The sequence below is a fragment of the Bacillus cereus group sp. Bce041 genome (assembly GCF_052646455.1).
This window is the reverse complement of the sequence record NZ_JBQXON010000004.1, coordinates 259680-286552: the sequence shown is the minus strand read 5'-3', so window position 1 is coordinate 286552 and position 26873 is coordinate 259680. Positions and strand designations below refer to the sequence as shown.

Below are 26873 nucleotides of genomic sequence, written 5' to 3'. Positions count from 1 at the left end.
CTTTAAAAAGTTAGCTTTTATTACAATTCCTTTATCCCATTTTTAGCGCCGATAATTACTTTACTCGTCATACTTATAAACAACCCTGTTTCAACTACACCAGTAATCATTTTTAATTGAGTGTGTAAATGGGCAGGATTAGAAATATGATTAGGGAATATACAATCGATAATCATGTTATTGTTATCGGTTATATAGGTTTCATTATTTTTCAAACGTAATGTTGTTTGACATCCTAAAGACTGAATTTTATTTTCGGTTTGTTTCCATGAAAAAGGGATGATTTCAATAGGTAATGGAAAAGTACCTAAATGTGTTACAAGTTTCGATTCATCAGCAATGATAATTAGTTCTTTAGAGGAAGAGGCAACGATTTTTTCACGAAGTAATGCACCGCCACCGCCTTTTATAAGTTGTAAATTTGAATCAATTTCATCCGCTCCATCAATTGTAAGATCAAGACTTTGTACGTCGTTTAACGAAATTAGGGGGATATTTAGTTGATGTGCTAATGCTTCAGTTTCCTTTGATGTCGGTACAGCTTGAAATGATAATCCTTCTTTTACACGCTCACCTAATTTTTGTATTGTCCAATATACAGTAGAACCTGTACCAAGCCCAATCTTCATGCCATCATTTACAAAGTTAGCGGCATATTCGCCAGCGAGCTGTTTTAAATTCATCGCTTTACTCCGCTGGACGCGGTCCAGCATCAAGACCTGAATTTTCAACTGTAAGTACCGGACGAACGACTATATCTTTATGTACACGCATTTGACAAGATAATCGTAAATGATCTTCAATCCCTTTTTCCGTCATTGCATGTTTCTCATTCGCACTCGCTTCACAGAAATCACCTGCTAGTATTTCTACTCTACAAGTTGTGCAACGTGCATTCCCGCCGCAACGATGAAGAATGTTGACACCGCTATCTTCAATTGCTAATACTAACTTCGTTCCTTCTTTTACATCAAATGTTCCCGCACCTTCAATTGTTAATTTTGGCAAATTTGTTCCTCCTCACGTAAAATTGTACATAACATATTTATGACCGCGAATTATTGAACATAAACATTATTTTTTTATATCCCCGTAACTTTTTTTAATGTTGAATCGTTTATTAAGTAAGCGCTAAAAAGGAGTGGTTATTTTGTGCACAAAAGTAACTCATGTTTTAAAGAACCATATCGATATGAATCATTCAAATATAAACTTTTTAATTGAACAATATGGAGAGTTAAAAAGATACTGTACTTTTTTAACGAAAAACAAATGGGATGGGGAAGATCTCGCCCAAGAAACAGTGTGTAAAGTGCTTCAAAAATATAGAAATAAAGATATTTGTATGACACTCGTCTATAAAATAGCAAGAAATCGTTGGTTAGATCAGATAAAGTCTAAGTCTGTTCATGAAAAAATAAGAGAACAAATCACTTTTGAAGAACCACATGAGAACATTGCAGATTTGCATGAAATGGTAGGGAAAGTATTGTCTTCATTAAATGTACAGCAATCCGCAATTTTATTATTAAAAGATGTTTTTCAATATAGTATCGCTGATATTGCTAAAGTGTGTTCTGTATCAGAAGGGGCAGTAAAAGCTTCTTTGTTTCGTAGTAGAAATAGGCTGAAAACTGTAAGTGAAGAAGGGATTGAGATAGTTGAATTCACAGATGATATGGAAGTTGTAGTAACGTCTATTCGAGAGGAGAGACCGGAATTATTAACGAAACTGCTTCCGACAATAGATTTTACTAAGTTACCATCTAAACAGCCAGTCTTATTATTTAATGCGAAAAAACCTTCTTCCTACAGTTGTATGCTTTTAGCAGCATAACAATTATTGGAGGGATATAAAATGAATGCAATTCCATATGTAGTGGAACAAACGAAATTAGGAGAACGTTCCTATGATATATATTCAAGGTTATTAAAAGATCGTATTATTATTATCGGTTCAGAAATAAATGATCAAGTAGCGAGTAGTGTCGTAGCTCAATTATTATTTTTAGAAGCAGAAGATGCAGAGAAAGATATATTTTTATACATTAATAGCCCCGGCGGATCAACGACAGCGGGATTTGCTATATTAGATACAATGAATTTAATTAAACCAGATGTGCAAACGCTGTGCATGGGCTTTGCGGCATCATTTGGTGCATTGCTATTATTATCTGGAGCAAAAGGAAAACGGTTTGCGCTCCCTAACAGTGAAATTATGATTCATCAGCCGCTTGGTGGTGCACAAGGGCAAGCAACAGAAATTGAAATAACTGCGAAAAGAATATTAAAGTTAAAGCATGATATTAATAAAATGATTGCAGAAAAAACAGGCCAACCGATTGAAAGAGTAGCACATGATACAGAAAGAGATTATTTTATGACTGCAGAAGAAGCGAAGGAATATGGGATTGTAGATGATGTTGTTACGAAAAAATAAGATGAAAAAGGCTAGAGGATATATTAATTCTCTAGCCTTTTTATTAATCCTTTACCCATTCATCAACTAATGCTTGATTTTTTTTAATCCATTTTCGCGCAGCTTCTTCAGGATCTTTTGTTTTATTTAACATGACCATTAACGTACCGAGCTGTTCATCGTTCATTTTCCATTTATCAAAGTATTTTATGATATCCGGGTGATCTTTTTCGAAACCTTTACGAACGGAGTAATAAATGTCATCTTTTTCACCATATACTTTCTTAGGGTCTTTTAAATATTTTAAGTCAAATTCTGAAAAACCCCAATGCGGATTCCAAAGCGTAACAGCGATTGGTTTCTTTTTTGTATATGCTTTCTTTAGTTCACTCATCATCGCAGCTTCAGAAGATTGGACAAGTTTTAGTTTTATATCATATTCTTTCATTGCTTTATTCGTTAAATTCATAAGACTACTACCGGGTTCGATACCGACAATTTTATTATCTAGTTCATCTTTATGAGCATTTAAATCTTCGATACTGTTTATGTTTTTCATATAAGAAGGGACGACTAAACCTAGTCCAGTACCTTCGTACCATTTTGATTTTAAGACAATATCATCTTTATAACGATCGTTTAGCGGTTTATCTGTAACTGGTAGCCATACTTCTAAATTCGCATCAACATCGCCACGAGCGACACCAGTCCAAATTGCGGCTTTTTCTAAATACATGAGCTCAACTTTGTAGCCTTTTTCTTCTAATAAAACTTTCCACATGTTTGCAGTTGCAATATTTTCTTTCCAACTTGTTACACCAAGTTTAATTTTTCCTTTCGAATTTGCATTTGTTGCATTACATGAAGTGAAAATCATAGTAATAAATAATGCAAGGCATATAAACCAAATTTTCTTTCGCATCGAAAACCTCCTAAGTAACGTTTGCTTTATAAAATAAATGTATAAGTAAGCATTCTTATTATGAACGGAAACGAGAATTTTAAAGAAATCTTATGAATGTCATTTTTATGTAATATTTCTTTGTAAAATCGCAACACTATGTGAATAGATGGGTAGAAAAGGAGTAGTGACATGGATAATACAAAGGTGCGTGTTGAAAACGTAACAAAAGTATTCGGGAAACATCCGCAAAGAGCCCTTTCCTTATTAAAAGAAGGAAAAAGTAAATCGGAAATTTTAAAAGAGACAGGAATGAACGTTGGGGTGAAAAAAGCAACGTTTGAAGTTTACTCTGGAGAGATTTTCGTTATTATGGGTTTGTCTGGTAGCGGGAAATCTACGCTAGTTCGTATGTTAAATCAATTGATTAAACCAACTGCAGGTCATATATACATAGATGGTGAAGACATCGCAACGATGGGAAAAGAAGAGTTACGGAGAGTAAGAAGAACGAAAATGAGTATGGTATTTCAGAAATTTGCTCTATTTCCGCATCGTACAGTTATACAAAATGTTGCATATGGTTTAGAAATACAAGGAGTTCCGGTTGAAGAGCGAGAGAAAAAAGCGTTAGAATCGCTACAGTTAGTAGGACTCGATCATCATAAAGATAATTATCCAAGTCAACTTAGTGGTGGTATGCAGCAGCGCGTTGGAATCGCAAGGGCACTAACGAATAATCCAGATGTATTACTAATGGACGAGTCATTTAGTGCATTAGATCCACTTATTCGAAAAGAAATGCAAGATGAATTGTTAGAGTTACAAGATAAAATGGAAAAAACGATTATATTTATTACGCATGATTTAGATGAAGCGCTTCGAATTGGAGATCGTATCGCATTAATGAAAGATGGAGAAATCGTCCAAATTGGAACGCCAGAAGAAATTATGATGAGCCCCGCAAATGAATTTGTAGAAAAGTTTGTTGCGGACGTGAATTTAGGAAAAGTAATTACGGCGGAGTCTATTTTAAAACGACCAGAAACTTTATTAATTGATCGTGGACCTCGTGTGGCCCTTCAAATTATGAGGAATGCAGGTGTCTCAACTGTATATGTTGTAAACAAAAAGTATGAGTTTTTAGGTATATTAACTGCGGATGATGCGAGTAAAGCAGTACAAAAACAGTGGCCGATTGCTGATTTATTACTTAATGATATTCCGCATGTGTATTTGGATACTTTACTGGAAGAGACATATGCAAAAATGGCAGAGATGAAATATCCGTTACCAGTAATCGATGAGAAGAAAAGGCTAAGAGGAATTATTAAACGTGAAAGTGTCATTCAAGCTCTTGCAGGAAACATTGAGGAAGAGGTGAAAGACGATGAATAGTATACCACGTATTCCATTAGGGGAATGGGTCGACTCATTTGTTGCAAGTTTATATGAGCACTTTGAAGGCTTATTCCGAGGATTCTCTTATATTATTGGTGGATTCGTTGATTTACTCACTAATTTTTTAACAATAATACCTGCCATATTGATGATTATTATCTTGTGTTTCTTCATTTGGTACACAACGAGGAAATTATCTTTAGTCATTTTTACGCTTATTGGATTATTATTCATTTTGAATATTAACTACTGGGCACAAACGATGCAAACATTAGCACTCGTACTTACGTCTGTTATTATTTCAATTATTGTCGGAATTCCAATTGGTATATTAGCATCTCAAAATGAACGTTTCTCAAAATTTTTAAAACCAACATTAGATTTTATGCAAACAATGCCTGCATTCGTATACCTTATTCCAGCGATCACATTTTTCGGAGTAGGTGTAGTACCTGGAATTATTGCATCAGTAATCTTTGCAATGCCACCGACAATTCGTTTTACTGACTTAGGAATTAGACAAGTTCCAGAAGATTTAATTGAAGCAGCGAATGCATTTGGATCCACTGCATCACAAAAACTATTTAAAGTACAATTACCACTTGCAACCGGAACGATTATGGCTGGTGTGAACCAAAGCATTATGCTTTCGTTATCGATGGTCGTAACAGCATCACTTGTAGGAGCTCCAGGACTTGGAGTTGATGTATATCGCTCTGTAACACAAGTTAATATCGGTATGGGATTTGAAGCTGGATTAGCTATCGTAGTAATCGCAATTATATTAGACCGTATTACACAAGGGTTCCATACGAAAAGAAAATAATGACCAAAAGACACACTTTTATAATACAAAGTGTGTTTTTTATTGCATCCAGATCACATACGAACGATAACAGAACCTCCAGCTGGTGCGCAAACTTGGTTTTGTTGTTGTTCCATTGATTTGATGAATTGATTATTTTCCTCGATTAATGAGATTAATTTAGTTAATTGATTTTCAAGACTTGCGATACATTGCATCATATATTGTGAATCATGATGCAATGTATTCCTTGCGGGATGGGGGGAATAAACATACTGTTGATTTATATTTGGATTCCAATGAGGATACATTTGAATCGTTCCTCCTTCAATAAATTACGAAGCTTTCTTATAGTAAATGCCTATGTATAATTAATGGTTACTTGAAAATTTTTTAATATAAAAGGAGTATGTACAGAAAATGGAAAATATTATATGTGAAGTTACAGTACATTTTTTAGAAATATTTAAGCGAGATAGTGCGTATATTAATACATTCAAGTAAACGTATGCTATTTAGCGAGAAATGGTAGGAGGAGATGCAATATTGGCTAAAAATAAAAAAAGAAATGATGCTTTGGCAATAGGTGTCGGTATAGGGGTTGTAATTGGTGTATTTCAAGGGCACTTTACAAATAATTTAGTAATCGGAATTGTGATTGGGATTATAATTGGGATTGCGTTTTTGAAGAAATAATGAGGTGTAAATTCATTTCAAAAATTGCTGTATCAAAAGAATGAAAATTCGGAATACAAAACCTGTTTTTCCTTTTTTTGTGATATTATATATGAAAAGGAAGGTGATGGATATGTCAACAAACAATCAAGTAGAACAAAACTGCTTCATTTGCAAAAAGCATAAAGGAAATATTATAGTTCCAGGTGGAGCTATTTACGAAGATGAACTCGTTTACGTTGGACATGTCCACTGGGATAGTGAAGAAACATACCTGGGTTATGTAATGATAGATATAAAAAGACATGTACCTGGACTTGCTGAACTAACAGATGAAGAAGCGAAAGCGTTCGGACTTATAACAAGTAGAGTAAGTAAAGCGCTAAAAGAAAGCGAAGGTGCAGAGCATATTTATACTTTTGTTTCAGGAAATGGTGTACCACATATGCATATGCACATTATTCCGCGTTATCCGAATACACCAAAAGAGTTTTGGTCACCAAGCGAGATAGCGAAATGGACTGGCGCACCATATGGTGACGCAGCGAAAATCAAAAAACTATGCGAAAGAATACGAGAGTATATGGTGAGTGAATATGCATACAAAAAATAATAGACAACATTCATGGGTTGGAAGTAGAGAAATGTGTTTAGACGAAATTTCGGTAAAGCAATATGGTGATATCGTGCTCGGTGCATATGGTGGGAATATTAGTGCCGGAGCAAAAAAGAACGAAGATGGTGCATTAGTTTGGTCAAATGGTGAATGGGAATTTGCAGCTATATTAGATGGACATAATAGTGCAGAAAGTGTTGATTTAGTAGTAAATACAATCGAAAAAGAATATGAAAATATAAGCGTAATTTTGAATGAACCAATTGATACAGTATTTCAGTATGTTGAAAATCATATACTTACAATTTTTCAGTCATCTTCATTTAAGGAAAAGTGCAAAAGAATACAAGGTGAAACAGCTTGCTTACTATGTGTAAGAAAAGAAAATTATATATGGTGGATTTCTATTGGTGATTGTTTAGTGTATGTATTTCATGAAGAGTTACATAAGTTAGGACAATATGCATTAAATCAACGTCATTTTTACGAATGGATTGGAAATGTAAACACATTTGATTTACCTGTTCCTTGTTATTCATCAGGTATTCGTGAATTACGTACTGGAAAGAACCGAATTGTAATGGTGACAGATGGAGTATTAGAATGCGGGGAACGCCGATATGAAACACCTGTAAATTTGTATAATGCTATGAACAGAAATGATAAAACACTTAAAGAAAATATTCACAATGTTTTAGAACACGTGCATCATCAGTTGGGACGTGATAGTGCGACAATTATTAGTTGGGACGTAGAAAATAAAAGGAATGCCACGTATCCGAGTGATCAGCCGTAGAAAATGCAAGTAAGAAAATAAAAGGATAGGGTTTTCTGTCAATTATAAAAATAACTCTATTAATTTTATCGGTACTATCTATATTCGTTTTTGAAAAAATAGAAAGAAAAAGGATTAAACATCCCGAAACAAAAGGGATGGGAAATAGATTGTTGTTATACAATACATAAAACATGTCTTGATAAAACTACTACTAAAGAAGATAAAGAAAATGAATACATTATCTACATATTAAAAAATATATAATCCATTTTGTTACGAAAACATAATTAATTTAATAGGAGGGAATGCAATGGGCAACTCTACTATTTGGATTATAGTTATTATTATGATAATTGGAGGATATTTTTTAGAAAAGTTTTTAAGAAAAAAACTAAATATGCCAAAGGGCAATGCTTGGATATATAAGCATGTAAATAGTTTACATGTAAAATTAGAAATAGGTCTTTTTATCGTATATCTTATAGTAAGTTTTATTTATCTGTTCAAAGTAGAAAATGCTAATATAGGAATTGCTGTACTTACTTATTTTGGAGCAATTTCCTTATTACGCGTATGGATGGAATGGAAGTATAGCAGAGAGACAAAGGAATATATTCTTTCTATAATTGGATTCTTTGCATTTGTTTTTATGGTTTCAATGTTACTTTATTTTGATCCTCTTTCTACATACTAATGTCGTTTTGGTTTTTCATGATGAATATTTAAAAAGAGTAGCTACCATTATTTATCTTGATAGTTACTCTTTATATTTACATCTTCTTAAAGCTTCTCAAAACAAGGTATTCCCACAATCTCCAAGGAAGAATCTTCTTCGTAAAGATCATAAATTTTACACCTTTTCCAATAGGATATCGTAAAGTAGTACGCTTTGTTTCAGCAATTTCAACGATTTTATTAGCAACATCTATCGGATTACCAAATGTATCACTACCGCTATTAATATGTTTTTGTATTTTATCCATATATTCTTTGTAAGGAGATGTTGTATCAGATTGGTTTTCAGCTAGTTGTTTACCAACCTCCCATATATTTGTGTTGTAAGAACCAGGTTCAATTAAAGCGACATCTATTCCGAAAGGTTTTAATTCTAAGCGAAGCGATTCACTCCAGCCTTCTAATGCATATTTTGAAGATACATAAGGAGATAAACCAGGGAATCCAACTTGGCCGCTAATGCTGCTTATATTAATGATTTTTCCACTTCTTTGTTTTCTCATATATGGTAAAACAAGCTGGGTAATTGATATAGCTCCAAAAAGGTTCGTTTCAAATTGCTTTCGATATTCGTCTACTTGGATTTCTTCTACAAAGCCCCCATTTGCATATCCTGCATTATTTATAAGGAGATCTATTCTATTAATTTCTTTTAAAAATAATTGGAAATTATGTATAGAATTTTGATCTGTTACATCTAATTGTTGAACTTTTATATTTTGCTGTAAGTTAAGTTGAGTAACTTGGGATAGTAAGGTTCCTTGTTTTTCAAGGTTTCGCATTGTAGCGATAACTAAATAATCTTTTTTTGCGAGTTCGAGTGTAGTTAATAGTCCAAATCCACTTGAGGCTCCAGTAATTATTGCGATTTTTTTATTCATTTTTCGCCAGCTTTCTTTTTCTTTTATCATAACGAGTTATGATAAGAAAATCTATTATTCTTACATTCATTATGAAATCAATTTGTATGTAAAAAAAGGGGATTATAGGGAATCAGCGTATATAGAGTAGTGTATATTAATATGATAATGAAATGAGGGAAGAAAAATGGTCCATGTAAAAGCTGTATTAGCAGATCAGCTATTAGCGAATGCAAATGATCCCAGTTGGTATATGCCATTTTCAGATGCAGTTAAGGATTTATCTGAGAGGGAAGCTTTCTGGAAACCGAATGAAGAGAGTAATAGTATAGCTGAAATCGTACAACATTTACTGTATTGGAACTCTACGTGGCAAACTAGGTATAAAGAATCAAATGTGAATGCAGTACCCGCTATAGGAGATAATAACAAAAGTTTTATGCTCTCAGATAATCAAACTTTCGATGAATTACGGGAAAAACTACTAGAAAAACTGTTACAATGGCAAAATCTCATAAATGAAGAAAAGGTTGAAAGTGATGTAGTGGGATTTCCTGTTTCTGCAAAGTGGTGGGAAGTGCTAGCGAATGTAACAACTCATAATGCATATCATATTGGTCAAATTATTTACATCCGAAAATTACAGAAGAGCTTTGATAATGAATAAAGTAACAATTCTCTTATTAAGGGAACAAAAGTGGACAAAACGAGACAAACGTCTCATTTTGTCCACTTTTTTATTGTTAAAAGATAGAGAAAACCTATTAAAACAAGGATTAGAATTTGGCACAATACTTGCAATATAAAAGACGAACAAGAAAATAGGAGGGCTGGACATGTTAAAAACAACTGAAAGTAAAGGGAATGAAATTACGAAAGAACAAGCTCGTTGGATGTACGAAAAAATGTTAGAGATTCGTAAGTTTGAAGATAAGGTGCATGAATTGTTCGCGCAAGGCGTTTTGCCAGGTTTCGTTCATTTATACGCAGGTGAAGAAGCGGTAGCAGTTGGTGTATGTGCCCACTTAACGGATAGTGACAATATTACAAGTACACATAGAGGTCATGGACATTGTATCGCAAAAGGTTGTGATTTAAATGGTATGATGGCTGAACTTTTCGGGAAAGCGACAGGATTATGTAAAGGTAAAGGCGGTTCCATGCATATTGCCGATTTAGATAAAGGAATGCTTGGTGCGAATGGCATTGTAGGCGGGGGTTTCCCACTTGCTTGCGGTTCAGCATTAACAGCTAAATATAAAGGAACAAAAGATGTAAGTGTTTGCTTCTTCGGTGACGGAGCAAATAATGAAGGAACATTCCATGAAGGGGTTAATTTAGCGGCGATTTGGAAGTTACCAGTTATTTTTATTGCAGAAAATAACGGTTACGGTGAAGCAACTACATTTGAATATGCTTCAAGTTGTGATTCTATCGCTGATCGCGCAAAAGCTTATAATATTCCAGGTGTTCAAGTAGATGGAAAAGATCTTCTAGCTGTATATAAAGCTGCTGCAGAAGCAGTGGAACGTGCGCGTAATGGTGATGGTCCAACAATTATTGAATGTATGACATATCGTAATTATGGTCATTTCGAAGGTGAAGCGCAAACATATAAAACATCAGAAGAAAAAGAAGAACATTTAAACGAAAAAGATGCAATTGTGAATTTCCGTAAGCATTTAATTCATGAAGGTTTATTAACAGAATCTGAACTTGTTGATATGGAAAAAGCAGTAGATGATGCAGTACAAAGATCCATTGAATTTAGTGAAAATAGTCCATACCCAGACGATGAAGAATTATTAAAAGATGTATACGTTTCTTACAAATAAGAGGAGGGTGAAAAATTATGACTAGAACAGTAAGTATGTCAACTGCAATTAATGAAGCGATGAAAATCTCAATGCGTCGTGATGAAAATGTAATTTTAATAGGTGAAGATGTTGCAGGAGGTGCACAAGTTGATCACCTGCAAGATGATGAAGCTTGGGGTGGTGTTCTTGGTGTTACGAAAGGACTTGTACAAGAGTTTGGCCGAAATCGTATATTGGATACACCAATTTCTGAAGCGGGTTATATGGGAGCTGCGATGGCAGCTGCTGCAACTGGGTTACGTCCGATAGCTGAGTTAATGTTTAATGATTTTATCGGTAGTTGTCTTGACCAAGTATTAAACCAAGGTGCGAAATTCCGTTATATGTTTGGAGGTAAAGCAAAAGTACCCGTTACAGTACGTACGATGCATGGCGCTGGTTTTAGTGCAGCAGCTCAACATTCACAAAGTTTGTACGCATTATTTACGAGCATACCAGGTATTAAAGTTGTTGTTCCTTCCACACCGTATGATGCAAAAGGCTTATTATTAGCGGCAATTGAAGATGATGATCCAGTAATCTTCTTTGAGGATAAAACACTTTACAATATGAAAGGTGAAGTGCCAGAAGGATACTATACAATTCCATTAGGAAAAGCAGATATTAAACGGGAAGGTTCTGATGTAACAATTGTCGCAATCGGAAAGCAAGTTCATACAGCGCTTGCAGCTGCAAAGCAATTATCGAAAAAGGGGCTTGAAGTAGAAGTAATTGATCCACGATCTTTATCACCACTTGATGAAGATACTATTTTATCATCTGTTGAAAAAACAAATCGTCTTATCGTCATTGACGAAGCGAATCCTAGATGTAGTATTGCAACAGATATTGCGGCAATTGTAGCGGATAAAGGTTTTGATTTGTTAGATGCACCTATTAAACGAATTACAGCACCACATACACCTGTTCCGTTCTCACCACCACTTGAAAAGTTGTATTTGCCAACACCAGAAAAAGTAATTGAAACTGTATCAGAAATGATTGGAGACCAATCTTTATTACATGTGTAATAAAACGATGAGAAGGGAGAGAGAGACATGGCTGTAGAAGTTGTAATGCCGAAGTTAGGTATGGCGATGAAAGAAGGTATTATTACGAGCTGGAATATTAAAGCAGGCGATAATGTAGCAAAAGGAGAACTAATTGCTAGTATTAATTCAGAAAAAATTGAAACGGAAATTGAAGCGCCAGCTGATGGTACGGTACTTGATATAGCTGTAAGTGAAGATGAAGGAGTGCCGCCTGGTACTGTAATTTGCTACATCGGTAAACCGAATGAAAAGGTAGAAATGCAGGAAAGTACACATGTTGTAGAAGAAAAAACATCTAATATAGAAGTACAAAATGTACAAAATCAAGAAGCAAATGGGAAAGAAGTATCGAAGCAAAGAATTAAAATTTCACCTGTAGCCAAGAAAATTGCAAAGTCTGAAAATCTGGATATCAAGGCATTAGTTGGTACAGGTCCTGGCGGAAGGATTACAAAGGCAGATGTATTAAAAGCACTTGAGGTAAGAGGAATCGTTCCGGAAATATCTGAACAAGAAGAAAGTAACGTGATTCCTGTTACTGGTATGCGTAAAGCGATTGCAAATCGTATGCACGCAAGCTTAAAAAATAGCGCACAATTAACGTTAACGATGAAAGTAGATGTAACAGATTTAGTTGCTTTACATAAAGAAATAGCGAAAGTTGTACAAAAAAGATATGATAATAAATTAACCATTACGGATTTTGTCTCGCGTGCTGCTGTATTAGCACTTGGAGAGCATAAAGAAATGAACAGCGCTTATATAGATGATGCAATTCATCAATTTGAACATGTGCATTTAGGCATGGCAGTCGCATTAGAAAAAGGGTTAATCGTTCCAGCTATTCGCTTTGCAAATAATTTATCTTTAGTAGAATTGTCTAAAGAGATTAAGAATGTGGCACAAAAGGCGCGAGCAAGTAGCTTAAGTAGTGATGATATGCACGGAACGACATTTACAATTAGTAATTTAGGTAGCTTTGGTATTGAATATTTCACACCTGTATTAAATACACCTGAGACTGGCATTTTAGGTATTGGCGCAATTGAACATGTTCCTGTATATAAAGGGAAAAAATTAAAAAAAGGTAGTATGTTACCTTTAAGTTTAACATTCGATCATCGTGTACTAGACGGTGCACCAGCAGCTGCATTTTTACGCACAATTAAACATTATTTAGAAGAACCTATAACAATTCTTTTATAAAGAGAAGGTGAGAGAATGAGTAAACTAGTTGTAATGGGAGGCGGACCAGCTGGATATGTAGCGGCAATTACCGCGGCTCAAAATGGCAAAGGTGTCACTCTTATTGATGAAGCTGAACTTGGCGGAACGTGTTTAAATGTTGGTTGTATGCCTACGAAATCACTGTTAGAAAGTGCTGAAATACATGACATTGTGAGAAAAGCGAATGATTATGGAGTTACGCTTAATACAGGAAGTATATCAATTGATTGGGATCAAATACAGGCGAGAAAATCACAAATCGTAATGCAACTCGTCCAAGGAATACAATATTTAATGAAGAAAAATAAAATTAAAGTTGTAAAAGGAAAAGCGAAATTCGAAACGGATCATCGTGTGCGAGTTGTACAAGGAAATAAAGAAGAAGTAGTTGATGGAGAGAGCTTTATTATCGCATCTGGTTCCGAACCTACAGAATTACCATTCGCTCCGTTCGATGGAAAATGGATTTTAAATAGTAGCCATGCCATGTCTCTTGAGAGTGTACCATCTTCATTGTTAATCGTTGGCGGTGGTGTAATAGGATGTGAGTTTGCAAGTATTTATAGTAGACTTGGCACAAAAGTATCGATAGTTGAAATGGCACCGCAATTACTACCTGGTGAAGATGAAGATATCGCGAATATTTTAAGAGAGAAATTAGAAAAAGATGGTGTGAAAATTTTTACGGGAGCAGTTTTAAAAGGATTAAATAACTATAAGAAGCAAGCTTCATTTGAGTACGAGGGAATTACTCACGAAGTAACTCCAGAATTTGTTCTTGTTTCTGTAGGAAGAAAACCACGAGTGCAACAATTAGGATTAGAAAAGGCAGGGGTTCAGTTTTCAAATAAAGGGATTTCTGTGAATGAACATATGCAAACGAACGTATCGCATATTTACGCAGCTGGTGATGTAATCGGTGGAATTCAGCTTGCTCACGTTGCCTTCCATGAAGGAACGACAGCAGCATTACACGCAAGTGGAGAAGACGTGAAAGTAAATTATCACGCTGTGCCTCGATGTATATACACAGCTCCAGAAATAGCTAGTGTCGGGTTAAGTGAAAAAGGTGCAAGAGAACAATATGGTGATATTCTCATCGGAGAATTTCCTTTTACAGCGAACGGAAAAGCTCTTATTTTAGGAGAACAAGTAGGGAAAGTAAAAGTCATTGTGGAACCTAAATACCAAGAAATTGTAGGGATTTCTATTATCGGTCCTTATGCAACTGAACTTATTGGTCAAGGAACCGTAATGATTCATACAGAAGTTACCGCTGATATAATGAGAGATTATATTGCAGCACATCCAACTTTATCTGAGGCGATTCATGAAGCGTTAATGCAAGCGGTAGGACATGCTGTACATGCTTAAATGGAAATATGATAAACCACTATTCTCTAAACGAAAGAGAGAACAGTGGTTTGAATTTTTATAGAAGAAATTAAATATCTTATTACTATTTAATTTCAATCGCTGAAGTAATATCGTTCCAATCAGCAGCTAAATTAGCAGTTTTACCGTACCAATCAGCATGTTTAAATAAAACGCCTTTTCCATATCCTTGTGTTGAAGTGTGCTCCCAAAGTGTCGTTGAATAACTTGCAGAAGGTGACGCTGTACTTACAGAAGAAATTCTGTCATTCCAGCTAGATGGTAAGTTTTTAAAGCCGCTACTCCAGTAAATATATTGGCCACCTTTATCTTTATGTTCATAAAAATCAGTACTACCAGCACCGCTACCTAAAGGATTAATTTTATTTTTAATTGCTTTTTTATCCTTTTCAATATACGCATCTAATGTTTCACGGCTAGTAAAACCATAAGCTAGCCAATCTCCATTTTCATTTTGCTTAGGTAATACCATAGTAATTTGGATATCTTTCTTATCCTGATCACTTAATTTTGCAAATGAATTAACATTTTGTTCATCCACTTTTAAATAATCAAATGACTTAATTGTGTTACTTTTTTCTTCAGCACTTACCGCACCTAGTCCTCCAGTTAGTGCAAAACCCGCTACTAATGTCCCTGCTACTAATTTCTTCAACATATAACCATCCCTTTTTGTTTGAATTTTTGTACAGGTGAATCTTGTACAGCTAAAATGTATTCTAATTTTATACTTTTGTAAATATTCTGAAGTTTTAGAAATGATAGGTGGAATATTTACATTTTTACATTATTTCTTTAGAAAAAATGGTTATTGGAATGATATAATAAGTGGATGTATTGCTTTTACTGGATGTAAAGATATTTTAGGAGAGGTGTCATTGAAATATTTTACAAGAGAATGGTATAAAAAATGCAAGTTTTAGAATTTGTAAGTTTTATAGAGTCTATAAAAGAATGGTCGGAAATGGATATACAAAGTTTAAAGGAAGAAATAGAGGAAAGGAAAATAGATTTATTAAAATTCCTTCCTGAATCGATATACTCAATTATACAAAACATCACAATTAATTCAGAATATCCATCAGGTGAACTGAAAAAACGTATGCAAGAGTGGACAACAGATTATGAGAAAAGAATGGCACAATTAGATCAATCATACGTAGAATATTTTAATTCCATTGAGAAAAAACTTCCGTCAAATGTCGCTCAGTTACACAAGACATCACTACACGATAGTGTAATTAAAGTAATAAAGAGAGAATCAGAAGATACTTTGTCTATCGTATTAGATTGCAGTGGTACTTTTAGTGAATTTGATAAACTTGAAGTAACCTTTATAGGAGTAACAAATTGTTCTATGCCGGAAAACTTTGAAAATGCTTGGTGGTTATATCATGAAATAGCTCTTACTGAAGATGGTTTTGAACTAGGTGTTTTATTTGACTGTCCATTTAGAGAAGTGACGATTTGTGCGACAGATGTATTACTTGTGAATAAATAATTTTTTATGGAGCATTACAAACGTTTGACATAATAAAAAAATAAAGTTATTGTAGATACATGAAGTCTACAATAGGGGCTGTACTATGAAATATTCTAAAGCTACAAATTATGCTCTTCATACAATACTTTTTCTGGCAAAGGCTACACCAAATAAGTTAGTTAGTGTTCACCAATTAGCAGAAATGCAAAATGTTTCACCAACGTACTTGTCTAAAATACTAACTAAGTTGACGAAGGAAGGGATGATACATTCATCATCTGGTCCAAAGGGCGGTTACTCGCTTAGTAAGAATTGGGAAGATATTTCATTTTTAGATATTATACATGCAATTGAAGGTAAAACATCATTGTTTGAATGTTGTTTACATGACAAACCGGGATGTTTAATTAATGAAGTAATGCTTGCAGCAGAAGAGAAAATGGAAGAAGAGTTACGAAATCAAAAAATCGTAGATCTTGCGAAAAAAATAAAAGTGGATTTTTAATCTGCTTTTATTTTTAAATTAATTAAGGATAAAAAGACTCTTTGATATCTTTAATTGTAGTTAGAAAATGATATGAAGAAGGAGAGAAGATGATGACTAAATTTTGGAATGATCGATATAAATCAGATGAATATTTTTACGGGGAAGAACCTAATACATTTATTAAAGAACAAGCATTTCGTTTAGCAAATCACAATAAAGTAATAGCTTTCGCGGAGGGAGAAGGTAGAAATGCTGTATTTCTAGCAAGACAAGGGAACGAAGTAACAGCTATTGATTATTCGGAAGATGGATTAGAGAAGACAAAAAAATTGGCAGAGAAGCATAACGTAAACGTGCATACAAAAAAAGTAGATTTATTAGCTGATAGTTTGCCAGAAAATGAATATGATGCAGCAATTATGGTATTTGGACATTTTCATGATGATTATAAAAAAATGATATTAGGTAAAATGATACAAACGATAAAGCCTGGTGGTTTAATTATGTTTGAAGTTTACTCAAAAAAACAAATAAACTATGGTACTGGTGGACCAAAAGATGTTGATATGCTGTATGATCCAATTGATATCCTTACTTGGTGTGAAGAACATAAGGTAATTCATTTCTTTAATGGCGAACAAGAGCGAATTGAAGGGAAAGGGCACACTGGTTTAGCTGATGTTATTCAAGTTGTTATTAGAAAATGAATATAAGTGTTAATGAAAGTTAAATGTATGAATGTAAAAGACCAGTCATGTAAGACTGGTCTTTCTATTTAGATACTAAATTATCAAGCTTCCAATATGTATCTGTTAACGGCGCTGCTTTGCTATCTATGTATAAATACATATTATTTAAATCTTTTGGTGAAGTTTTCAGTTCAAATACAACGTCAGTAGTTAAAGAGAACTCGTGTGGAACATTTTTATAGTGCTCGTCATCTATCGGATGAGCTTCACCTTCATATTTCTCACCAGTTTTTTCATCTTGTATGAAATATTTTATTTCCGAAAGATCAATAGTTTGTCCATCGTCTCGAACATTATTAATCATAACACGAGTAGTAAGGCGCCGCTCTTTGTCTATTTTTTCAAACTTTGCATTCTCAACTGTCGCTCTATAGTATTCGTTTTTAACTATTTCTCCATAGTGCATTGCATTCTTTTCGAGAGCGCTCTTTTCTTGTTTTGATGTAGTATTGCTATTACATCCTGTCAATATTCCAGTAAATAATAATGCTGTACATGTCGTTTTGATTAATGATTTCATAGTAATCCCTTTCTGTATTAAAAAGTAAAACATAGGAATAATTTTACATCAATAGGAAGGTAAATGGAAGTGTTTTTGCGTAATATACAGATATACATTTATTTGGTTGTCAAGTTAACAGGATAGAAAGAGGGAGAAGACTGTATAAAACGGAATAAATAAGAATTGAAAATATTGTAAAACGGAAGAGGCATGCATATAATTAAAATAAAGTTTAAGTTTCTGAACCTTCAATAACGGTGGTGATGACATGTTTACTGAAGAACGTCGAGAGAAAATTTTAGAACGACTTAATACAGATGGAAGAGTAATAGCAAAGGATCTTGCGGAAAGATTTGATATGTCTATTGATTCTATAAGAAGAGATTTGTCTATTATGGAAAAGGATGGTTTATTAAAAAGAACGCACGGAGGTGCAATTGAACTTACGCGAGTGAGAAACTTAGCTGCGGAACCAACTAAACGTTATAGTGATAGCTCAATATATGAGGACACAATTGCAAGAGTTGCGGTATCTTATATACAAGAAGGTGATTCAATTTTTATTGGCGGGGCTCCCGTTCATAATGCGATGCTGAAATATTTACCGGAAGTATCATTTACGGTTATTACGAATTCTATAGAAATAGCTGGTTATCTACGAGAATATAAGAATATTGATACGTATTTAATTGGCGGAAAAGTAAAACCTTCAGGGAATATTACTGATACACTTGCCTCTGAATTGATAAGTAGATTTTCTATTGATCTTTATTTCTCCACAGGTGGAGGCATTTCATTACAAGGTATTAGTACTGCAACACCTGAAGTTGCTTATTTTAGTAAAAGAGTAAGTGAAATTGCTAGAAGAAATATTTGTTTAGTTCCGCATAATAAACTTGGAATAGATTGTTTTATAAGAGGAGAGTCTCTAAAAGAAATTGACATTATTATAACTGACGAAGAGGCTAGTAAAGAAACTGTTCAGGACTTTGAGAAACAAGGTAAACAAGTTGTAATAGCACCATTATATTCATTTGAAAGGAGTTTGACATGATTGTAAAAGAGCAAGAGTTTTATATAAATGGATTAACTTATACAATTCGTTCTGCAGCTGAGAAAGATGCTGAGCAGTTATCGAAAATTAGAGTTCAGATTGATGGAGAAACTGAAAATATGGATAGAGATGCTGGAGAGGGATTTATAGATGACCTAGGGTTTCAAAAAATAATAAAAACAGATAGTGAAGAGACTAAGAATCTCTTTTTAGTTGCAGAAGTGCACAATCGAATCGTTGGATTTTCAAGATGTGAAGGATCAAATTTTAAGAGATTATCTCATAAAGTGGAGTTTGGCGTTTGCATTTTAAAAGAGTTTTGGGGATATAGAATGGGGAAGAGCCTATTACAACAATCTATTAAATGGGCTGACGAAAATGCAGTAAATAAAATATCTTTACAAGTATTAGAGACAAACGAGAAAGCTATTCATCTGTATAAAAAATTAGGTTTTGAAGTAGAAGGCATTTTGAAAAATGACAAAAGACTATCGGATGGAAAGTATTATAATACGGTATTGATGGGAAGATTTACTAATACTTTTCATGAAAGAGGTGAAGAAGTATGTTTTACAGAAGGAAGTACTATGTAGTGAAAAATGAATTCATAGAAGTATTTAATGATCATTTCAATAATACGAACTTACCTAATCAATTAAAGCATGGTTCTAGGCTAATAGGACGCTGGATGAAAGATAATAAGAATGGTACGTCTGAAGTATTTGCCATATGGGAATATGATAGTTATGAACAGTATAATGAAATAGAATCGAAAATTAGAAGTGACGAGAGGCATATTAAAGGAATACATGAATGGTATGAAAACCATGGCGGGAAAGAATATGTTTTACAGGAGTACATAGTAGAGATGAAAAATGAAGAGTTAGTATGTACTGTAAAGTAACAGAGGGGTGAGGGATAATAGAAATTAAAACAAAATTATATTTTAGTTTAGCATCCGCTATTTTATTTGCAATAGCCGTGATTGTTTTCTTTATAAATGGTAATCCACAAAAGTGGTTTTGGTTATGTATTTTGTTTGCGTCCATTATACAAAATATAGTGCTACTAAAAAAGAATAAAGAAGTGCATTAGGATATTCAAATTATTAACATATTTGTGTCGTATTGCTAGTTGTATTGAAAACGCTTTTATTCAGTTTTATAATAAAAGTATGTTTTATAAATCTCCAAAACAATTAAAAGGGAGATGATACAATGTTAGCTTCACCGTTTTACTTACATGCATGGAAAAAGTTTGTTAATGAAGGTGTTCTTGATTCAAATCGCATAAATCAAAGAATTTCAGAATCGTGGCATCGATGTAAACAGGCTAATGTTAATCCTCACATGAATAAAGGTCAGAAAGTTTTGTCTTCTAATATTTTTCGAGAACAAAAGAAAAAGAGTGAAATTTTCCTTGATATAGCATTACCCCAAATACAAAATTTGAGAAAAACCATTGATGAACTACAAATGATGGCATTATTAATCGATCCAGATGGTTATGTTCTATCCTTAAGTGGAAATAAACAAACGTTAAAGCGAGCGAAACATATTAATTTTATTGAAGGTGTAAAATGGACGGAAGCAGCTGTGGGGACAAACGCAATAGGAACAGCGCTAGAAATTGAAGAAGCTATTATGATAAGTGGTACTGAACATTACTCCGTGGCATCTCATAGCTGGAGTTGTGCGGCTGCTCCCATTCATAACGATGACGGGAAATTAATTGGTATTCTAGATTTCTCCTGTCCAATTGAATTTTCACATCCATATATGCTCGGTATGGTAACTTCAATTGCACATGCGATTGAACGTGAATGTAGCATAAGAGTTCATCAAAATGAATTACACTTAATCCATCGTTTTTTAGATGTCATTGATAGTGATGAACAAGTAGTTATTTGTAATCATCGTGATGTTATCGTTTCTGCGAGTAAGAGCGTTCGGGAACGAGTAACTAATTGGTCAAGAATGAAACTTGAAGATTTAGTGCACCATGGATTGGAAACTAAATTAGAGATACCGGTATATAGTAATGAAAGAATGATCGGGAAATGTATGTATTTAAAGGAAAACAAACAAATGAATACATATTCTGCTTTCACATTTATAAAAGGAATTACTTTTCCAGGAGTTACCGGGACAAGCAAAGCATTTCAACACACACTAGAAGAAATTAAGCTTGTTTCACCGACTGATGCTAGTGTGTATGTATGTGGTGAGACAGGAGTAGGAAAGGAATATGTCGCGAGAGCGATTCATGAAAATAGTCCAAGAAAAGACGGGCCCTTTATAGCTGTTAATTGTGGTTCTTTGCCTAAAGAATTAATGGAAAGTGAATTGTTCGGTTATGCTGAAGGTGCGTTTACAGGTGCGCGACGTCAAGGGTATAAAGGGAAATTTGAACAAGCGAATGGAGGAACATTATTTTTAGATGAAATTGGTGAAGTACCACCAGAGATGCAAGTAGCCTTATTGCGTGTTTTACAAGAACGCACAATAACTCCAATAGGAAGTTCAAAAGAGGTACCAGTAAATATTCGTATTATTACTGCCACACATAAAGATTTACTAAGGTTAGTAGAAGAAGGGAAATTCCGTCAAGATTTATATTATCGTTTACATGTTTATCCACTATATGTTCCATCGTTAATAGAAAGAAAAGAGGATATTCCATATTTTATACAACACTTTTGCGAACGGAAGAATTGGAATGTTGTATTTCCGAAGAGTATTTGTAATCAATTTTTACAACATACATGGCCCGGAAATATTCGAGAACTAGTAAATGCATTAGAACGCATTTACATTTTGTCGCAAGGACGGGAAATATGCGAAAAACAAGTCGCTTTTTTGATACAAACAATGATGGGAAATCAACAACAACTTGAGTTACAAGTTGAAAATAAAACCGAACATACATTGAATTTTCGCGAAAAAATACAGCGTGATAGCATGATTGAAGCATTACAAAAGACAAACGGAAATGTTTCATTAGCTGCAAAACTATTAGATGTACCCCGTAGTACATTTTATAAACGAATGCAAAAATATAAGTTATAAAGTAGATTTTTGTAATCTACTTTTTCTTTGTGGGCTCATGTTCTGTCGGAATGTGCGCTTACCGGGGAAATAATAGAATTGTTAGAAGGGAAATTTCCTAATGGGGGTTAGTGTGTGAAGTACATTGAAATTGGAATCGGGAATAGGTGGTTCGTTCGAACGGAAACTGAAAATAAAGATGGAACTGAATTTGAAGAACGAGGAATTATAAAACCTATTTATTTTGAGTCTTTATACATACGTATTTGGTTTCGGAAAACTTGTTTTATTTTTGATACGAAAGAGGGGTTTAAGAAAGATAAGAAGAGGAGGGTTGAATATAAATTTATAGTTGGAATTGTAAGTAGACTGGATAAAGAAGAAGTGGGCTAACATACGTAGTTATATTGGACAGGAAATTCTTTTGACTTATATCAAACTCATAAAAAGTAATTTTACTAAATATAAATTGTTAATAAAACCACTAAGGAAACTTAGTGGCTTCTTTTTTTATAGGAAGGATTTTCATATGAATAGGATCTTAACGATTGTACTTGCAATTATTGTAATGGGGTATTCCATTTATAGTTGGAATGCTGTTTCGGAACAGAGTATGCTAATTTTACAAACGCTTATAGGGATTATGTTAGTTAGTTTAGGAGTGCAAAATTTTTTAAAAAAAGAAAATAAAAGTATGGACATCGCTTGACTACTCGTTGCATTATATTTAATTGTTGTATTGTTAGTAAAACATTTTGCATGAATAAGTATTTAAATTATTTATTCATGATTTTCTTATTACGAAAAACATTCTCGCAATAAAAGTTAAAATTCCACTTGTATTTCACTATATAAAATATGGCATAATGATTTAGTTAAATAGAAATGGATAGGGTATTTGAGAGGGGCAGTATAATGAGTTTTGCAATTGAAATAGTAATAAAAGCACCAATGGATATTGTATGTGACTATATAATAGAAGATGAAAAAATAAAAGAATGGAATACGTTTATAATAGAAAATCGCTATCCTTCAAATATGGATAAAGAGAATCCACGTGTAGGAGATAAATATATTACTGTTCAAAAAGTCGGTAAGAAAATATTCGAGGCAGAAGTAGAAATTCTTGAATACGATACACCGCATATTATTTCACTTGGTAGTGAAATGAAGCAAGGATATTCAGCAATGACTTATATGTTAGAAGAAGATGAGGAAGGTACAGCACTAACATTAATTTCAGAATATGAACCTAGTAATTTTTATTATAAAATGATGTATAAGTTAACAGGTTGGATTTCACGAGGTTTAACTATGGAACAAATGGAACGTCTAGTAGAATGTGTAGAAGCTGCTTATCATAAAGAAGATTAATATTAAAATATATTAAGGTAAAAGCGTTACTCAATCTCATGAGTAACGCTTTTACTGTTTGAAGATTTTTCATTGAAAATCTCAATAGCTCTTTCATATATTTCTTTATCAACACAAAATCTTTCTGTTATCCAATAATTAAGTTCAGAAGATGTAATGATTTGTTCTCTTTTCTTACCTTGGAAATATCGTTTTAAAACATTATCATTAATAGAAGTTGGAATACCATCGATATAACCGAAAATCTGAATTTTCTTTAATACAGGAGATGTATGCCAATCGTTAGACTTTTTAACGAGTTCTTTCATACTTGATAAATGTATTGGATCTGTATGTAAGATTTTTGCTGGACCTGGATTTCTAGCAATTTTAATCCTATTATTTGAGACTTCATAAGTGAAAGTTTCTCTTACATTACTTACTTGAAATGATTCATAAAGTGGGTAAGCTTGGAATAAAGGTGCACAATAACCAACATCAACATAATAAGGTTGGTCTAAGTTAACCCGTAAGCATAAATGTCCGGGATCCATATACATATAATGAATATTAAAACCAAGATTTGATAATAACCAATGGAATCCAATTGAGTGCGTCCAACAAGTACCCCCGAGACCTTTTGTTGTAATACGGTTTATGTATGTCTCAATGGAAGGAAAATAATTACCTGTTTCATTACCCTTTTCCCAGTCAATTATTTTAGTAAGGGTTTCCCATTTTATTTTTTCTTGATGAGCTTTAATAAGCTCATTTAAAAACTTTAAGCTAGTAGGCTGTTTTGTCGTACCTAAAAATGATAGAAAGCTATTTACTAGTTGTACTGGGGTCATTTTCTTATCCTTTCTATATAGAAATTGCTATTGGTATTATTATACAATAGGTGTCAGAAAATACAGTTGTTTATTATTGGGGTGGGAGAGAATTATATGTCGATGTCGCTATATTATAAAAAAATCCGTGAGCAATTAGGCCATGAACTAATATTCATGCCAAGTGTAGCTGCAGTTATTAAAAACGAGCAGGGAGAAATCTTATTTCAATATCCTGGCGGAGAATATTGGAGTTTGCCGGCTGGAGCAATTGAACCTGGGGAAACTCCAGAAGAAGCAGTAATTCGGGAAGTATGGGAAGAAACAGGATTGAAAGTACGAGTAAAAAAACAAAAAGGGGTATTTGGAGGGGAAAGGTTCCGCCATATATATCCGAATGGCGATCAAGTAGAATATATTGTTGTTGTGTTTGAATGTGAAATTACTAGTGGAAAACTGAAATCGATAGATGGTGAATCTTTAAAACTACAATATTTCTCATTTTCTGAAAAGCCTACTTTAGCGCTACCATACCCAGATAATATATTTTTATAGATGTAAAATAACACACCTTACTTATTGAAGGTGTGCTATTTATATAACCCGGTTGTATACATCTCCGTTAACGTATACACAATTTCCTCTAAGTTAATCTTTTTATCATTTTGCGTAATAGTCCAAAGAAACGATTCATTCATCGCGAACCAACCGCGTGCTACAATCTCTTTATTTAAATTAGGTTGTGCTAATCTACTTTCTTGAGAGTAAGTAATATCCTGTTTAATACTTGTTATAAAACGTTCCCGAATCTCATCCCATTTTTGCCGTATTTCTCTTGATAATCCTATCGCTTCCTCTACAACTTGCAAAATAGCGCGTTCTGCATCTGCTAATTGCAGGAATGCTCTAACTTGATTTTGGATCATTATACGTGCTTCCTCTTTTGTTTGTGGAGAAAAAGAGCGCTCAGCAATATTATAAAATTGATTCATAACATCTTCCATTAAACTAATTAGGAGATCATCTTTGTTTTTGAAGTATACATATGCTGTTCCATAACCAGTTTCTGCATGTTTAATAATTTGTGTAATTGTCGTTTTTTGAAATCCATTATTTATAAAAATAGTGTAACCAGAGTGTAATAGTTTCTTCTTCGTTTCTAAGGAGCGGTGTTTTCTTGATGAAAGAGTAGAGTTTTTCAAAGAATCACCTCTTTATACTGAAATATCTGAAAATATAACTGTATTGTAAAAGAAGTTCATATATAAAGTCAACTGACATAATATCATTGACGTTGTATCAATTAAGGTGATATATTTCAATTAGTTAGAATAAAAAGAAAATTAAGAGAAGGTGACACCATGTATAAAGAACCATTTCAACCAACTTATGAGTATGCGCTTGAATGTGATAAACATGATGAACTGAAAGATTTTCAAACTGAATTCTATAAAAAAGAAGGTACTATATATTTAGATGGAAACTCATTAGGGCTACTTTCAAAAAGAGCAGAGAAATCATTACTTACGTTGCTAGATTCGTGGAAAGAGTATGGCATTGACGGCTGGACAGAAGGTGAGCACCCGTGGTTTTTCCTTTCAGAGAAATTAGGTAAACTTACAGCCCCTCTTATTGGTGCTTTACCGGAAGAAACTATTGTAACCGGTTCTACAACTACAAATATACATCAAGTTATTGCGACGTTTTACGAACCAAAAGGAATACGTACAAAAATACTTGCGGATGAATTAACTTTCCCATCAGATATTTATGCACTTCAAAGTCAAATTCGTTTAAAAGGATTAGATCCAGAGGAGCATTTAGTAAGAGTGAAAAGCCGAGATGGTAGAACACTTTCTGAAGAAGATATTATTTATGCGATGGAAGATGATATCGCTTTAATTTTATTACCTTCTGTTTTATATAGAAGTGGTCAAATTCTGGATATGAAACGTTTAACAACGGAAGCTCATAAACGCGGCATTCATATCGGATTTGATTTATGCCATTCAATAGGATCTATTCCGCATCATTTCAAAGATTGGGATGTCGATTTTGCTGTTTGGTGCAATTATAAATATTTAAATGCAGGACCGGGTGGCGTTGCAGGAATTTATGTGAATAATAAACATTTTAATAGACTACCAGGGTTGTCTGGATGGTTTAGTTCTAGAAAAGATAAGCAGTTTGATATGGAGCATACATTAACAGCTGCTGATCATGCAGGTGCTTATCAAATTGGTACGCCGCACGTTTTAAGTACAGCACCATTAATTGGTTCACTTGAAATTTTCAAAGATGCTGGTATTGAACGTTTACGTGAAAAATCTTTACATATTACGAGATACATGCTGAATTTAATTGGACATGAATTAAAAGATTTCGAATTTACAATTGGAAATCCATTAGAGGATGAAAAACGAGGCGGGCACATTTATTTAGAGCATGCAGAAGCAGCACGTATATGTAAAGCACTAAAAGCAAATGGAGTAATTCCAGATTTTAGAGCGCCAAATGGGGTGAGACTGGCGCCGGTCGCTTTATATAACACATACGAAGAAGTGTGGAAATCTGTACAAATATTAAAGAAAATTATGAAAAATGAAGAGTATAAGCAGTTTGAAAATAAGCGAGAGGTTGTGGCATAA

33 protein-coding genes and 1 pseudogene are annotated in these 26873 nt (G+C 33.7%); 25 read left to right on the top strand and 9 right to left on the bottom strand.

Annotated features, from left to right (window positions below; genetic code table 11):
* Positions 1-20 precede the first annotated feature (20 nt).
* Together rpiA and ACUN13_RS15645 are read right to left on the bottom strand one after the other, a co-directional pair.
* Entirely contained in the window at positions 21-683 is a 663-nt protein-coding gene (gene rpiA / locus ACUN13_RS15650; RefSeq protein WP_001049982.1) for a ribose 5-phosphate isomerase A, read from the bottom strand.
* Positions 684-687: 4 nt separating this feature from the next.
* Entirely contained in the window at positions 688-1008 is a 321-nt protein-coding gene (locus ACUN13_RS15645) for a 2Fe-2S iron-sulfur cluster-binding protein (RefSeq protein WP_001125388.1), read from the bottom strand.
* Positions 1009-1150: 142 nt separating this feature from the next.
* Here ACUN13_RS15645 and ACUN13_RS15640 point away from each other — a divergent pair, with 142 nt between their 5' ends.
* Positions 1151-1837 (top strand): RNA polymerase subunit sigma-70, encoded by a 687-nt coding sequence (locus tag ACUN13_RS15640; protein ID WP_000337507.1) that lies wholly within the window; start codon positions 1151-1153, stop codon positions 1835-1837.
* A gap of 21 nt (positions 1838-1858) precedes the next feature.
* Complete coding sequence (clpP, locus tag ACUN13_RS15635; RefSeq protein ID WP_000991612.1) at positions 1859-2440, top strand: ATP-dependent Clp endopeptidase proteolytic subunit ClpP; 582 nt, start codon at positions 1859-1861, stop codon at positions 2438-2440.
* Positions 2441-2483: 43 nt separating this feature from the next.
* Here the strand turns inward: clpP and ACUN13_RS15630 are convergent, their stop codons facing one another.
* On the bottom strand, positions 2484-3341 hold the full coding sequence (locus ACUN13_RS15630; protein WP_001227614.1) for a glycine betaine ABC transporter substrate-binding protein: 858 nt from the start codon (positions 3339-3341) through the stop codon (positions 2484-2486).
* Positions 3342-3512: 171 nt separating this feature from the next.
* Between ACUN13_RS15630 and ACUN13_RS15625 the strand changes: the two genes are divergently transcribed.
* Both ACUN13_RS15625 and ACUN13_RS15620 read left to right on the top strand, forming a co-directional pair.
* Entirely contained in the window at positions 3513-4718 is a 1206-nt protein-coding gene (locus ACUN13_RS15625) for a quaternary amine ABC transporter ATP-binding protein (protein WP_000370606.1), read from the top strand.
* Positions 4711-5547 (top strand): ABC transporter permease, encoded by an 837-nt coding sequence (locus ACUN13_RS15620; protein ID WP_001084759.1) that lies wholly within the window; start codon positions 4711-4713, stop codon positions 5545-5547. The genes ACUN13_RS15625 and ACUN13_RS15620 overlap by 8 nt, the downstream gene beginning before the upstream one ends.
* Positions 5548-5600: 53 nt before the next feature.
* Here the strand turns inward: ACUN13_RS15620 and ACUN13_RS15615 are convergent, their stop codons facing one another.
* Positions 5601-5837, bottom strand: a complete 237-nt coding sequence (locus tag ACUN13_RS15615) for a hypothetical protein (RefSeq protein WP_000283220.1) — start codon at positions 5835-5837, stop codon at positions 5601-5603.
* Positions 5838-6051: 214 nt separating this feature from the next.
* Between ACUN13_RS15615 and ACUN13_RS15610 the strand changes: the two genes are divergently transcribed.
* The 4 genes from ACUN13_RS15610 (at position 6052) to ACUN13_RS15595 (ending at position 8289) form a co-directional block, all read left to right on the top strand.
* Positions 6052-6222 (top strand): hypothetical protein, encoded by a 171-nt coding sequence (locus ACUN13_RS15610; protein WP_033689096.1) that lies wholly within the window; start codon positions 6052-6054, stop codon positions 6220-6222.
* 91 nt (positions 6223-6313) lie between these two features.
* Positions 6314-6814, top strand: coding sequence for an HIT family protein (locus tag ACUN13_RS15605; protein WP_127063999.1), 501 nt, complete (start codon positions 6314-6316; stop codon positions 6812-6814).
* Positions 6798-7613 carry a PP2C family serine/threonine-protein phosphatase gene (locus ACUN13_RS15600; protein ID WP_000556968.1) on the top strand — a complete coding sequence of 272 codons (816 nt, stop codon included), beginning with the start codon at positions 6798-6800 and terminating at the stop codon, positions 7611-7613. The genes ACUN13_RS15605 and ACUN13_RS15600 overlap by 17 nt, the downstream gene beginning before the upstream one ends.
* 292 nt (positions 7614-7905) lie before the next feature.
* Complete coding sequence (locus ACUN13_RS15595; protein ID WP_000528448.1) at positions 7906-8289, top strand: DUF4181 domain-containing protein; 384 nt, start codon at positions 7906-7908, stop codon at positions 8287-8289.
* Between the two features lie 76 nt (positions 8290-8365).
* Here the strand turns inward: ACUN13_RS15595 and ACUN13_RS15590 are convergent, their stop codons facing one another.
* Entirely contained in the window at positions 8366-9211 is an 846-nt protein-coding gene (locus tag ACUN13_RS15590; RefSeq protein ID WP_001034798.1) for an oxidoreductase, read from the bottom strand.
* A gap of 166 nt (positions 9212-9377) precedes the next feature.
* On the opposite strand from ACUN13_RS15590, the gene ACUN13_RS15585 reads away from it, so the two are divergent.
* The 5 genes from ACUN13_RS15585 to lpdA all read left to right on the top strand — a co-directional run bounded on the left by ACUN13_RS15585 (position 9378) and on the right by lpdA (position 14699).
* Entirely contained in the window at positions 9378-9857 is a 480-nt protein-coding gene (locus tag ACUN13_RS15585) for a DinB family protein (protein ID WP_000233778.1), read from the top strand.
* A 169-nt stretch (positions 9858-10026) separates the two neighbouring features.
* Positions 10027-11025, top strand: a complete 999-nt coding sequence (gene acoA, locus ACUN13_RS15580; protein WP_000921269.1) for an acetoin:2,6-dichlorophenolindophenol oxidoreductase subunit alpha — start codon at positions 10027-10029, stop codon at positions 11023-11025.
* Between the two features lie 17 nt (positions 11026-11042).
* The gene (acoB, locus tag ACUN13_RS15575) at positions 11043-12077 is read left to right on the top strand and encodes an acetoin:2,6-dichlorophenolindophenol oxidoreductase subunit beta (RefSeq protein ID WP_000198898.1); all 1035 of its coding nucleotides are present in this window, start codon (positions 11043-11045) and stop codon (positions 12075-12077) included.
* A gap of 27 nt (positions 12078-12104) precedes the next feature.
* Positions 12105-13304 carry a dihydrolipoamide acetyltransferase family protein gene (locus tag ACUN13_RS15570; protein ID WP_342761387.1) on the top strand — a complete coding sequence of 400 codons (1200 nt, stop codon included), beginning with the start codon at positions 12105-12107 and terminating at the stop codon, positions 13302-13304.
* 15 nt (positions 13305-13319) lie between these two features.
* Positions 13320-14699: a dihydrolipoyl dehydrogenase gene (gene lpdA / locus ACUN13_RS15565; RefSeq protein ID WP_000041232.1), complete on the top strand. Its 1380-nt coding sequence runs from the start codon at positions 13320-13322 to the stop codon at positions 14697-14699.
* 85 nt (positions 14700-14784) lie between these two features.
* On the opposite strand, the gene ACUN13_RS15560 is transcribed toward lpdA, so the two are convergent.
* A complete protein-coding gene (locus tag ACUN13_RS15560; RefSeq protein WP_000914438.1) occupies positions 14785-15378 on the bottom strand; it encodes a hypothetical protein in 594 nt (197 codons plus the stop codon).
* Positions 15379-15598: 220 nt separating this feature from the next.
* Between ACUN13_RS15560 and ACUN13_RS15555 the strand changes: the two are divergent.
* The 3 genes and pseudogenes from ACUN13_RS15555 (at position 15599) to ACUN13_RS15545 (ending at position 17397) form a co-directional block, all read left to right on the top strand.
* Positions 15599-16221: pseudogene (locus ACUN13_RS15555) on the top strand (DUF4085 domain-containing protein).
* An 85-nt stretch (positions 16222-16306) separates the two neighbouring features.
* Positions 16307-16708 carry an Rrf2 family transcriptional regulator gene (locus ACUN13_RS15550; protein WP_000877642.1) on the top strand — a complete coding sequence of 134 codons (402 nt, stop codon included), beginning with the start codon at positions 16307-16309 and terminating at the stop codon, positions 16706-16708.
* Between the two features lie 89 nt (positions 16709-16797).
* Positions 16798-17397 carry a class I SAM-dependent methyltransferase gene (locus ACUN13_RS15545; RefSeq protein ID WP_002041261.1) on the top strand — a complete coding sequence of 200 codons (600 nt, stop codon included), beginning with the start codon at positions 16798-16800 and terminating at the stop codon, positions 17395-17397.
* Positions 17398-17461: 64 nt separating this feature from the next.
* Here the strand turns inward: ACUN13_RS15545 and ACUN13_RS15540 are convergent, their stop codons facing one another.
* On the bottom strand, positions 17462-17959 hold the full coding sequence (locus tag ACUN13_RS15540; RefSeq protein ID WP_000838466.1) for a hypothetical protein: 498 nt from the start codon (positions 17957-17959) through the stop codon (positions 17462-17464).
* Positions 17960-18209: 250 nt separating this feature from the next.
* On the opposite strand from ACUN13_RS15540, the gene ACUN13_RS15535 reads away from it, so the two are divergent.
* The 7 genes from ACUN13_RS15535 to ACUN13_RS15505 all read left to right on the top strand — a co-directional run bounded on the left by ACUN13_RS15535 (position 18210) and on the right by ACUN13_RS15505 (position 23416).
* Positions 18210-18995 carry a DeoR/GlpR family DNA-binding transcription regulator gene (locus ACUN13_RS15535; RefSeq protein WP_000493652.1) on the top strand — a complete coding sequence of 262 codons (786 nt, stop codon included), beginning with the start codon at positions 18210-18212 and terminating at the stop codon, positions 18993-18995.
* Complete coding sequence (locus ACUN13_RS15530; protein ID WP_000635680.1) at positions 18992-19588, top strand: GNAT family N-acetyltransferase; 597 nt, start codon at positions 18992-18994, stop codon at positions 19586-19588. The genes ACUN13_RS15535 and ACUN13_RS15530 overlap by 4 nt, the downstream gene beginning before the upstream one ends.
* Positions 19561-19899 carry an NIPSNAP family protein gene (locus tag ACUN13_RS15525; RefSeq protein ID WP_000499992.1) on the top strand — a complete coding sequence of 113 codons (339 nt, stop codon included), beginning with the start codon at positions 19561-19563 and terminating at the stop codon, positions 19897-19899. The genes ACUN13_RS15530 and ACUN13_RS15525 overlap by 28 nt, the downstream gene beginning before the upstream one ends.
* A gap of 313 nt (positions 19900-20212) precedes the next feature.
* A complete protein-coding gene (locus tag ACUN13_RS15520) occupies positions 20213-22063 on the top strand; it encodes a sigma-54-dependent Fis family transcriptional regulator (RefSeq protein ID WP_098679153.1) in 1851 nt (616 codons plus the stop codon).
* 114 nt (positions 22064-22177) lie between these two features.
* Positions 22178-22435, top strand: coding sequence for a DUF3977 family protein (locus ACUN13_RS15515; protein WP_000873841.1), 258 nt, complete (start codon positions 22178-22180; stop codon positions 22433-22435).
* 136 nt (positions 22436-22571) lie between these two features.
* Complete coding sequence (locus ACUN13_RS15510) at positions 22572-22751, top strand: DUF3953 domain-containing protein (protein ID WP_342761908.1); 180 nt, start codon at positions 22572-22574, stop codon at positions 22749-22751.
* A gap of 206 nt (positions 22752-22957) precedes the next feature.
* The gene (locus ACUN13_RS15505) at positions 22958-23416 is read left to right on the top strand and encodes an SRPBCC family protein (protein WP_409532097.1); all 459 of its coding nucleotides are present in this window, start codon (positions 22958-22960) and stop codon (positions 23414-23416) included.
* Positions 23417-23442: 26 nt separating this feature from the next.
* On the opposite strand, the gene ACUN13_RS15500 is transcribed toward ACUN13_RS15505, so the two are convergent.
* Positions 23443-24246, bottom strand: coding sequence for a hypothetical protein (locus ACUN13_RS15500; protein ID WP_409532095.1), 804 nt, complete (start codon positions 24244-24246; stop codon positions 23443-23445).
* A 96-nt stretch (positions 24247-24342) separates the two neighbouring features.
* Here ACUN13_RS15500 and ACUN13_RS15495 point away from each other — a divergent pair, with 96 nt between their 5' ends.
* A complete protein-coding gene (locus tag ACUN13_RS15495; RefSeq protein ID WP_119683510.1) occupies positions 24343-24780 on the top strand; it encodes an NUDIX hydrolase in 438 nt (145 codons plus the stop codon).
* Positions 24781-24815: 35 nt separating this feature from the next.
* Here ACUN13_RS15495 and ACUN13_RS15490 read toward each other — a convergent pair whose 3' ends face one another.
* On the bottom strand, positions 24816-25427 hold the full coding sequence (locus ACUN13_RS15490) for a TetR/AcrR family transcriptional regulator (protein WP_063245486.1): 612 nt from the start codon (positions 25425-25427) through the stop codon (positions 24816-24818).
* A gap of 159 nt (positions 25428-25586) precedes the next feature.
* Between ACUN13_RS15490 and kynU the strand changes: the two genes are divergently transcribed.
* Positions 25587-26873, top strand: a complete 1287-nt coding sequence (gene kynU / locus ACUN13_RS15485) for a kynureninase (RefSeq protein WP_000276302.1) — start codon at positions 25587-25589, stop codon at positions 26871-26873.

Bases quoted from the DNA above. Each gene is read 5' to 3' on its own strand.
- ACUN13_RS15610 (WP_033689096.1), top strand. From the start codon at position 6,052: ATGGTAGGAGGAGATGCAATATTGGCTAAAAATAAAAAAAGAAATGAT.
- ACUN13_RS15500 (WP_409532095.1), bottom strand. From the start codon at position 24,246: ATGACCCCAGTACAACTAGTAAATAGCTTTCTATCATTTTTAGGTACG.
- ACUN13_RS15545 (WP_002041261.1), top strand. From the start codon at position 16,798: ATGATGACTAAATTTTGGAATGATCGATATAAATCAGATGAATATTTT.
- ACUN13_RS15625 (WP_000370606.1), top strand. From the start codon at position 3,513: ATGGATAATACAAAGGTGCGTGTTGAAAACGTAACAAAAGTATTCGGG.
- ACUN13_RS15550 (WP_000877642.1), top strand. From the start codon at position 16,307: ATGAAATATTCTAAAGCTACAAATTATGCTCTTCATACAATACTTTTT.
- ACUN13_RS15520 (WP_098679153.1), top strand. From the start codon at position 20,213: ATGTTAGCTTCACCGTTTTACTTACATGCATGGAAAAAGTTTGTTAAT.
- ACUN13_RS15535 (WP_000493652.1), top strand. From the start codon at position 18,210: ATGTTTACTGAAGAACGTCGAGAGAAAATTTTAGAACGACTTAATACA.
- ACUN13_RS15495 (WP_119683510.1), top strand. From the start codon at position 24,343: ATGTCGATGTCGCTATATTATAAAAAAATCCGTGAGCAATTAGGCCAT.
- ACUN13_RS15615 (WP_000283220.1), bottom strand. From the start codon at position 5,837: ATGTATCCTCATTGGAATCCAAATATAAATCAACAGTATGTTTATTCC.
- ACUN13_RS15585 (WP_000233778.1), top strand. From the start codon at position 9,378: ATGGTCCATGTAAAAGCTGTATTAGCAGATCAGCTATTAGCGAATGCA.
- ACUN13_RS15505 (WP_409532097.1), top strand. From the start codon at position 22,958: ATGAGTTTTGCAATTGAAATAGTAATAAAAGCACCAATGGATATTGTA.
- ACUN13_RS15570 (WP_342761387.1), top strand. From the start codon at position 12,105: ATGGCTGTAGAAGTTGTAATGCCGAAGTTAGGTATGGCGATGAAAGAA.
- ACUN13_RS15620 (WP_001084759.1), top strand. From the start codon at position 4,711: ATGAATAGTATACCACGTATTCCATTAGGGGAATGGGTCGACTCATTT.
- ACUN13_RS15600 (WP_000556968.1), top strand. From the start codon at position 6,798: ATGCATACAAAAAATAATAGACAACATTCATGGGTTGGAAGTAGAGAA.
- ACUN13_RS15605 (WP_127063999.1), top strand. From the start codon at position 6,314: ATGAAAAGGAAGGTGATGGATATGTCAACAAACAATCAAGTAGAACAA.
- acoB (WP_000198898.1), top strand. From the start codon at position 11,043: ATGACTAGAACAGTAAGTATGTCAACTGCAATTAATGAAGCGATGAAA.
- ACUN13_RS15540 (WP_000838466.1), bottom strand. From the start codon at position 17,959: ATGAAATCATTAATCAAAACGACATGTACAGCATTATTATTTACTGGA.
- ACUN13_RS15525 (WP_000499992.1), top strand. From the start codon at position 19,561: ATGTTTTACAGAAGGAAGTACTATGTAGTGAAAAATGAATTCATAGAA.
- clpP (WP_000991612.1), top strand. From the start codon at position 1,859: ATGAATGCAATTCCATATGTAGTGGAACAAACGAAATTAGGAGAACGT.
- ACUN13_RS15630 (WP_001227614.1), bottom strand. From the start codon at position 3,341: ATGCGAAAGAAAATTTGGTTTATATGCCTTGCATTATTTATTACTATG.
- ACUN13_RS15560 (WP_000914438.1), bottom strand. From the start codon at position 15,378: ATGTTGAAGAAATTAGTAGCAGGGACATTAGTAGCGGGTTTTGCACTA.
- acoA (WP_000921269.1), top strand. From the start codon at position 10,027: ATGTTAAAAACAACTGAAAGTAAAGGGAATGAAATTACGAAAGAACAA.
- ACUN13_RS15595 (WP_000528448.1), top strand. From the start codon at position 7,906: ATGGGCAACTCTACTATTTGGATTATAGTTATTATTATGATAATTGGA.
- ACUN13_RS15530 (WP_000635680.1), top strand. From the start codon at position 18,992: ATGATTGTAAAAGAGCAAGAGTTTTATATAAATGGATTAACTTATACA.
- kynU (WP_000276302.1), top strand. From the start codon at position 25,587: ATGTATAAAGAACCATTTCAACCAACTTATGAGTATGCGCTTGAATGT.
- lpdA (WP_000041232.1), top strand. From the start codon at position 13,320: ATGAGTAAACTAGTTGTAATGGGAGGCGGACCAGCTGGATATGTAGCG.
- ACUN13_RS15510 (WP_342761908.1), top strand. From the start codon at position 22,572: ATGAATAGGATCTTAACGATTGTACTTGCAATTATTGTAATGGGGTAT.
- rpiA (WP_001049982.1), bottom strand. From the start codon at position 683: ATGAATTTAAAACAGCTCGCTGGCGAATATGCCGCTAACTTTGTAAAT.
- ACUN13_RS15590 (WP_001034798.1), bottom strand. From the start codon at position 9,211: ATGAATAAAAAAATCGCAATAATTACTGGAGCCTCAAGTGGATTTGGA.